General features: G+C 71.9%; 3 protein-coding genes. 1 reads left to right on the plus strand and 2 read right to left on the minus strand.

Annotation, left to right across the window (positions count from 1 at the left end; all coding sequences use genetic code 11):
- Positions 1 to 343: 343 nt before the first annotated feature.
- Positions 344 to 4,177 carry a hypothetical protein gene (locus tag D6718_03835; protein ID RMG47334.1) on the minus strand — a complete coding sequence of 1,278 codons (3,834 nt, stop codon included), beginning with the start codon at positions 4,175 to 4,177 and terminating at the stop codon, positions 344 to 346.
- Between D6718_03835 and D6718_03840 the strand changes: the two genes are divergently transcribed.
- Positions 4,161 to 6,782: a tetratricopeptide repeat protein gene (locus tag D6718_03840; GenBank protein ID RMG47335.1), complete on the plus strand. Its 2,622-nt coding sequence runs from the start codon at positions 4,161 to 4,163 to the stop codon at positions 6,780 to 6,782. The two genes, D6718_03835 and D6718_03840, sit on opposite strands and share 17 nt — an antisense overlap.
- A 16-nt stretch (positions 6,783 to 6,798) precedes the next feature.
- Here D6718_03840 and D6718_03845 read toward each other — a convergent pair.
- On the minus strand, positions 6,799 to 8,403 hold a 1,605-nt coding region (locus D6718_03845), incomplete at its 5' end, for a hypothetical protein (GenBank protein ID RMG47336.1).

The following is an 8,403-nucleotide window of genomic DNA, read 5'->3' on the forward strand; positions in this document are numbered from 1 at the left end:
CCGGTCGGGGCCGGGCGGCAATGGTGCGCGGACTTGCGGCGGGACATGGAGGTGCCGTCCGACACCGGGCGACGCGGCGCGTGCCGCGACCTGGTCCTCTGCAGATGCGCGGCGGTGGGCGGCGCAAGCGCCGCGCTATGCGCGATTCGCATCTTTTGCCGCGCGAGCTCCGCCGCTACACGCGGATCCCGCCTTTCGCGATGCGAGTGCCGCCGTTACGTCGGATTCGCGTCTTCGCCGATACGAGTGTCTCTAGTGCTCGTTATGGCGGCGGCCCGGCGACCGACCGGTGGCCGGCCGCCGGGCCAGCGATCACTCGGGCCGGCGTTCGATCGGCGGCGAATCAAGGGCCTTCCCTGCCGCAAGCGTCGACGGCGCGGACGAAGTAGAAGTAGGTCGTCCCGTCGGTCCCGGTGTTTTCATCCTCGAAGAAGGTCCGCTCGTCACCGCCGATCAGCGTGAAGGTCTCGGGGTGCGGGTCGGTCGAGCGGTAGACGTTGTAGTGGTCGGCGCCCGCCACGGCCGGCCACTCGAGGCGCACGTGCGCCCGGTTGACGATCCGCACCGTCACCGACTCGACCGGTCCGACCGCCGGAGGCGAGGTGGACTCGGTGGCCGACACGTACACGGTGTTGTCGTCCAGGAGACCACCGTTGTTCGGCCCACTGCCGCAGGTCTCGTCGTTTTCGGCGCGAACGAGGTAGTACACCGTCTGGTCCGGCGGCGCGGTCGTGTCGGTGTAACTCGTTCCGGTCAGGCCCGCCGCGATCAGATTTCCGGGGCCCGGCGTGAAGCCCGGTGAGGTGTCGCGGTACACGGCGTAGGTGCCGCCGTTGCCCGTACCCCAAGACAGAGCCGGGTCCCAGGTCACGGTCACGCCGGAGGCTCCGCACGCGTCGTTGTCGACGGCCGACGTGGCGCCGCGGAACGCGGGAGCCTGGCCGCACCCGCCGCACGCCGCGTAGTCAGGGAGCGATCCGTCCTTGAGGATCACGTCGTCGATGTTCCACCCCGAGTACTCGCCGTTGATGATCGATCCGTTCGGTAGGACGCTGTGGTTGCCGGCTGTGAGCCTGAACCGGAGCGCCGCCTGCGGCTTTCCGTCCATCTGTGCGCTCAGGTCGAGCGTCATCAGCGAGTAATCGCTGTCGGTGATGGCGGAACCGGCGTTCGAGAAGACTTCGGTCTCCCCGCCCGCGACCACCGAGATCGACGCCGTGTCGGCCGAGTCGACGTTCAGATGGCGGTAAAGGAGAAGCTTCGTGTTGGTCCACGAGGAGGCGTCCTGGGTGGGCATCGTCGCCGTCTCGTCGGCGAACATCTCGTAGTCGCCCGGGTTGTCGCCCAGTCCCGTGAGATCGTTTCCGAGCACGGCAGCATTGTTGTAGGCGGCGGAGGGATCGGGGTTGCCTGCCTGCGTGGCGCCGAGCCCCTGCGGGGCCCCGACCTGCCATTCGCCGGTGAGCGTCCAGCCGTTCGTGCCGTTTTCGAAGGTCTCCCGGTAATAAAGCCCGGGGATGTCGTAGGTGTGCACGGCGTGCGGCTTTCCGCCGCCGCCGCTCACGGCGACATTCCCGTAGGCATCGGTGCTCGACACCTTCAGGTAGTACGGCCGGCAGATGTCCAGCGTGTTGATCAGCACCTCGTGGACGGTGGTCAGCGTGGAGTCGCTGAACCGGTTCCCCAGTGCGGGCGTGTCGCCCCACTCCACCACCGTGTCGCCCGGCTCGTCCGTCTCGAAACGAACCGTCATCCGCTGGTCGGTGATCTGCTCGACACGCAGGTTCTTGATGCGTGGCTCGACGCAGTCGGCGTGCGCCGTGTCGAAGACCGTCCTTTGCTCGCCGAAGCCGTCGTCCGCATCGACGTAGGTCACCGTCAGCACGTCGCCGTCCGACGCCTGGAGCACCCCGTCACCGGCGACGGGCGGGCCCGGCGCCAGCCCGATCGAGCCGGTGAACCTCCCGGTCGACGGACCCGTCTCGGTGAACAGAACCATCTCCGGATCCGGCTCGGTGGTGCTGGTCACCGGCAGAACCACCGTTTCCACGACGTCCGGGTCGGTGTTGAGGTCGGAGTCCACGAGATCCATGTTGGCGGTCTGCCGGCACGAGAGCACGTCGGTCGCGAAGCTCACGGAGCCGGCACGGGCGATCGGGGTCGCCTCGACGCAGTTCGAAACGGGACCGTCGCAAGCAGGATTGCTGCCGCGAGCCTGGATCCGGTAGTAGACGGGGAAGTCGTTGATCAGACCCTCGTCCAGGTAGCGGCCCGCCGGCGCCGAGACCCGTGCGATCGGGACCTGCCCTCGCTCGCAGCCGACGTCGTTGCGATAGATGATGTACTCGGCGGCGTTCGGCACCTCGTCCCAGGTCAGCTCCACCGCCTCGGACACGCCGCGGGCGTTCAGCGTCGGCGCGGACAGCGACGGGCACGAGGAGTGGTTCTGGTTGGACGGGTCGCTCGCCGTGCCGCAGGCGATCCCGTGCCGGTCGAATGCGGCGAAGATCGCCGCCGCGTGGGGCGTGCCGTTGTCGAGATTGCCGTCGTCGTCGTCCGCGACCCGCAGCTTGTGGAACCAGTTGTCGACTCCGCAGCCGTCCGAATCGGGTAGCGAGCAGTTCTCGACGTTTCCGCCGGAACCGTCACGGCTCATGTACCAGAGCTTCTCGGCGATCTGCCACGACGTGTCGGGATCGAGACCGGAAGCCGGCAGGTCGCGGGTCGCGAGGTCCCAGATCGCCTCGGACGGCACGTAGCTCTCGCAATGGACCTCCTTGCCGCAGGGTCCGCCGCCGCCGCCGCAGTTGTTGGCGGTGAACCCGGCCGGCGTGGCGGGCGTGTGGCTCTGCCGCTTGTCCCAGTCCATCTCGCGGATCCCCGTGCACTCCAGGCACGGATCGCCGTAGCCGCTGCAGGTGCCGTTGATGTAGAAGCCGCGGCCGATGCAGGACTCGCGCGACTCGAAGATGGCCACCACGTCGGCATACGCCTCGGAGGGGTTGTCCATCCCGCCGCCGTCGTTGGAGTCCAGCCCGTGGCCCCACTCGTGGACCACGACCCCCTGGATCTCGCCCGTGTTCCGGCAGCCGCCGCCCTCCCGGTAGAAGTTCACCGATCCGTTCCAGTACGCGTTGCAGGTGTTGGCGATGTTGACGTTGTCGGTGAGCTTACCCTGGAGCCAGGTGTTGTCGGGCAGGTAGAAGCGCGCCTTCTGCTTGACGACGTTCAGGTGATAGAACGAGGTCCGGGCCGCACGGGTGTTGCCTGACGAGGCCCCCGAGGCCACGTTGCAGTTGGTGCCGGGACTCGTGCCGAGGTCCAGCGTCAGATCGCAGGTCGTCTGCTCCGAGATCGCCCCGCAGTTGTCGTGGACGCGGACGTACTGCCCGTTGAGGGTCGTCTCCACGGGGGCGCCGAGTTCGGTGCAGGTGTACTGGCCGTGATCGCCGGAGTAGCCGGCGGCGGTGCCGTCCACGGAGTAATCGGCGAACGGCATCGGGAACCCGGCCGTCTCGCAGCCGTCGTTGGCGCAGTCGCCGTCGTTCGTGATCGGGAACACGCCGCCCCGGATCGCGTCGTAATGCGTGTCGTCCCAGAAGGCGAAGGGCTCGCCGGTGTGCGCGTCGATCTCACCCACCCAGGTCGCCGGCTCGCCCGGGACCCTGAAGCGGAGACGCCACACCAGCACGTGGCCGTAGCCTTTCCCCCTCGGGCCGTTCCAGGGGAGCGCCGAGGCGCGCCGCGGGTCGATCGGAACGATGTGGAGGCTCGCCTCGGCGCCGCTCAGGACCGGATCGTCCGGGTCGAGGTCGAGATAGCGGGCCAGGGCCGCCCGCGCCGCCGCCTCGTCGAGTCGAGGAGTCGGATCGATCGTCAGCGGCGCCCAGCGGCTGGTGCCGAAGGAGACCAGGTTCCCCTCGACGACCTCGAAGACGAACCGCGCGCCGTCCACCGGCACGCCCCCCGCCATCTGGCGAAAGACCACCCGCCAGCGGCCCTCGCCGGCCGGCCCGGAGGCATCCCGGTCGAGCACCAGTTGCTTGCCCCACCGGCCCAGGAGCACCTCGTGCCGCTCGACGAACTCCCGCGCGAGGCGTTCCAGCGTCTCCAGGGACGCGGGCCGGTCGAGGTCGTTCCCGCGGCCGGCGACCCAGGGGATGCCGCGGCCCTCCACCAGCGAGGGCAGCCCCGACCGGGGATCGATATGGACGCGGAAGCTCCCGCCGTACTCGGCCGCGAAGGCGGCCCAGCCTTCCCGGAGCGGATCCCCCTCGGGGAGTTCGTCCGCCGCCTGGGCGGTCACCGCGATCGCGCCGCCGGGGCGGGACATCACCTTGTCGTCGAAGCGCAGCCTCTCCGGCCGGATCCTGAACGCCGAGGCCGGGGAAAGGGCGAGCGACCCCGCCACCGCCAGGACGAGGATTCGGGACGCCGCACGATTCGATGTCACAACGACCTCCTCCGCGCGCCTCCGCGCGCCGTTCCCCCTTGTCGCTTCCGCCGGCGGCACCGGCCCCCGACCACCGCGCGGACTATATACGACGAGTCCCGGGCGCGTGTGGCCCGAAGCGGTTCGCCGGCGTCCAGCGGTCCGCGTACCATCGCCAGCGGAAAGCGGTCGGCCGGCGGAGGAAGACGTGGCCAGGCGAGAGGGAATCGCGGCGCGGGGTGCCCGGCGGGCGGCGGCCCGGTGGGCCGTCGTCGCCGCGGCTGCGGCCGGTCTCGGTGCCGCCGCTCCAGCGCCGCCCTCCGCGCCGAGGAGCGTCCTCCTGATCACCCTGGACACGACACGGGCCGATCACCTCGGTTGCTACGGCCACCGGCCCTCGCCGACTCCGGTGATCGACCGGCTGGCGGCGCGCGGCGTCCGGTTCGACACCGCGCTGAGTCCGGCACCGCTGACGCTGCCGGCGCACGCCTCGCTGATGACGGGCCGGCCGCCGAGGCTGCACGGCGCCCGCGACAACTTGCGGTTCTCCCTGAGGGACGCCGAGACGACGCTGGCCGAGCGGCTGTCGGCGGCCGGCTTCGACACCGCGGCGGTGGTGGGGGCCGCGGTGCTCGACCGCTCGAGCGGGGTGCTGCAGGGCTTCCGGAACGCCGACGACGGGGTGCGGGTCGGCCCGCGCACCTGGTTCGACTGGAGGGAGCGGGCGGCGAGCCAGGTCACCGATGCGGCGCTCCGGATTCTCCCTCGGCTCCGGGAGCCGTTTTTTCTGTGGGTGCACTACTACGACCCGCACCGCCCGTTCGTGGCGCCCGAGCCGTACCGGTCCCGGATGGGAGATCCCTACGACGCCGAGATCGCCTTCGCCGATCACGAGATCGGCCGGCTGCTCGACCGGCTCCGCGCCTGGGGACGCGACCGGAACCTTCTGGTCGTCGTCGCCGGCGACCACGGCGAGGGGCTCGGCGACCACGGGGAGTCGGCGCACGGCGTGTTCCTCTATCAGGCCACCCAGCGCGTGCCGCTGATCATCGCGGGACCCGGCTGGAAACCGGCGGTGGTGCGGCACGCCGTGGGGCTGGTGGATGTCGCCCCGACGATCCTCGACTGGCTCGGGCTGCCTCCGCTCGAAGCAGCGGACGGCGCGTCGCTGCTCCCTCTGGCGCAAGGACGCGGGAAGCGGCGCCGGGAACGGGTGTACGAGATGGAGACGCTCTACCCCGAGCTCGCCTACGGCTGGGCCTCGCTGCGCGCGGTGGTCAGGTTCCCGTTCAAGCTCATCGACGCGCCCGAACCGGAGCTGTACGACCTCGCCGCCGATCCGGGCGAGCGGCAGAACCTCGCGGGGGAGCCGCCGCCGGGAGCGGAGGGACTGCGCCGGGAGCTGGCCCGCCGCTTCGGCGAGGAGCTGACGGCCGGCGTCGCGGATCGCGGGAGCGAGCCGTCGGACGCCCGCCGCCGCCGGCTCGCCTCACTCGGTTACGCCGCCGCCACCGCCCCGCCGGGCGGCCACCGGCCCGACCCGAAGCGGCGGGTGGACGCGCTCGAGCGGCTCGACCGCGCCCGCAGGCTGGTGCAGGAGGGGAAGCCGGAGGAGGCGGTGCCGATCCTCGAGGCTCTCGTCGCGCTCGACGCCGGGAACGTCCCGGCGCGGCTCTCCCTGGCCGGGGCGCTGCTCGCCGCCGGGCGGCCCGACCGCGCCGCCGAGGAGAGCCGGCGCGCGATGGCGCTCGACCCCCGCTCCCCGCTTCCCGCCTTCAACCTCGGCCGGGCGCTGCGGGTCGCCTCCCGGCGGGACCCCGCACGGCGCGCCGAAGCGGAGCGGGCGTTCCGGGAGGTGCTCGCGCTGGCCCCCCGGCATGCGGACGCCCGCCGCGAACTCGCCGAGATGCTGGTGGAGGACGGCCGCGCCCGCGAGGCGCGCGACCTCCTCAGGGCCGGCTTCGAACTCGGGGTGGAGGATCCGGCGCTGCTCCTGCTGGCGGGACGGGTCGAGGCCCACCTCGGCGATCTTCCGGCGGCCGAAGCGCGCTTCCGGCGCGCGCTGGAACTCGATCCGTCGTCGGCGGACGCCTGGGAGCAGCTGGGCCGGGCCCGCTACGCGCGGGGCGACGCGCGCGGTGCCGCCGGCGCCTACCGCGAAGCGCTCGCCCGGCGTCCCGACGCCGCCCTCGCGCGCACGCTCGGATCGATCCTGATGAACGATCTCGACGACCCGGCCGGAGCGTTGGCCGCCTTTCGCAAGGCGCTGGAACTCGAGCCGGCCGGCCCGGATGCGGACCGCGTGCGGGAGATCGTCAGGGAGCTCGAGGCGGCGGTGCCGGCGCGGTGAGCCCGGCACCCCGCCGTTAGTCGATGTACCCGAGGCTGCGGAGCAGCTCGAGCTCCCTCCCCTCCGCCTCGCGCGCCCGGTCGAATCCGGCCGCGCCCGCCCGCGAGCGCTGGCCGTAGCTGGCGATCCGGGAGCGCAGTTCGGAACGGTCGAGTTCGCCGAAGATCTCGGTCAGCGGACGGCCCGGCATGTCCTCCGCCGCGGGATAGCCAGCCAGCCCGAGGACCGTGGGCGCGATGTCGTAGACGGAGATGGTGGGGCGGCGCGGCCCCGGGGCCACGCCGGGACCGAGGGCGAAGAAAACGCCCGGCGGAGCGTGGTCGTGCCCGAACTCGGGCCACGGATCGCCGTGACGCTTGTGCTCGATCACCTCGAAGCCGTGGTCGCTCACCACGAGGACGGCGGCGTCCGGGCCGGCAGCCTCGATCAGCCGCCGCACCCGGGCGAAGGTCAGGGAGAGGTAACGCGAAATGAGTCCGCCGTAGCGCCGCCTGAGATCCGCGGGAGAGTCGATCTCCGGGTAGAGATCGGAAAAGGCGAGCGCCGAGTGGGAGAGAAGATCGACGCCGCGCAGGTAGAAGGCGTAGATCCCCCGCGGCGAACCGGTGGCGAGCAGTTCGCGCGCGACGTTCTCCCAGGTCCGGTCCATCGTGTAGGCCAGCGGCAGCTCGCTGAGCACGTCGTGGTGGCGGTAGGGGCGGCCGGCGAGGGTGGCGGCCTCCTCCTCCGGAATGTCGATCAGCCGGAGGACCTCCTCGGCGCTCATCGCCTCGGGGGGCACCCGCAGCTCCGCCAGCTTGCCGGCGAGTTCGGGCGGGTAGGCGACCCCGGGCGGAAGGCTGCCGCCGTCGGAAAGGCCCGCCCTCCGCGCGTCGCGCCAGAAATAGAACTTGTCGCTGACGAGCCGCCCCTCGACCGGGGAAGCGGGCCAGGTGCACCACCATCCCGCCACCGCTGCCGGCCGCTCCGCTGTCCCGGCGATCTCCCAGAACCGCGGGCAGCGGACGTCCTGGCTGGTGACCGGCCCGAGCCGCACGAGTCCGAGAGCCTGCGCGAGGTTCATCCAGTACACGGCACCGAGGCCGCGGGGGATGGTGGCCAGCGAACGGCCCAGGTGGGAGACACGCCATGAGGTGAACTCGAGAACCCCGTGGTCCTCCGGCGTCCTGCCGGTCGCGATCGTCGTCCAGATCACCGGCGAGCGGGTCGGCTCCACGGTGGCGAGCGGTCCCCACGCTGCACGCGACGCCAGCCAGTCGAAATCGGCGGACCCGCCGCTGTTCCGCCACCGCTCGAGCATCTCCCAGCCGAGCCCGTCCACGCCGATGACGACGATCGGCCCGGAATGGCCGGCCGCCACCTGCGCCGCCCCGGGCGGCGGTGCGGCGTGAGGCCTCAGACCGCTCAGCGGGGCGGCGAGGGCGAGCGCCAGGATCGCCGGAGGAAAGAGGCTCCCGGCGAGGCCCCGCAGCAGGCGTCCGCCTTTCGCGGCCCAGCGGGCGGCGAGGACGAGGCCGAGCCACAGCGGCGCCTCCCGGGCGAGCTGGGCCGTTCCTCCCCCGCCGCGGAGCGCCATCGGCACGAAAACGGCGAGGAGCACGCCGGCCAGAGCGAGGAGGAG

The sequence above is a fragment of the Acidobacteriota bacterium genome (genome assembly GCA_003696075.1).
Taxonomy (GTDB): Bacteria; Acidobacteriota; Polarisedimenticolia; order J045; family J045; genus J045.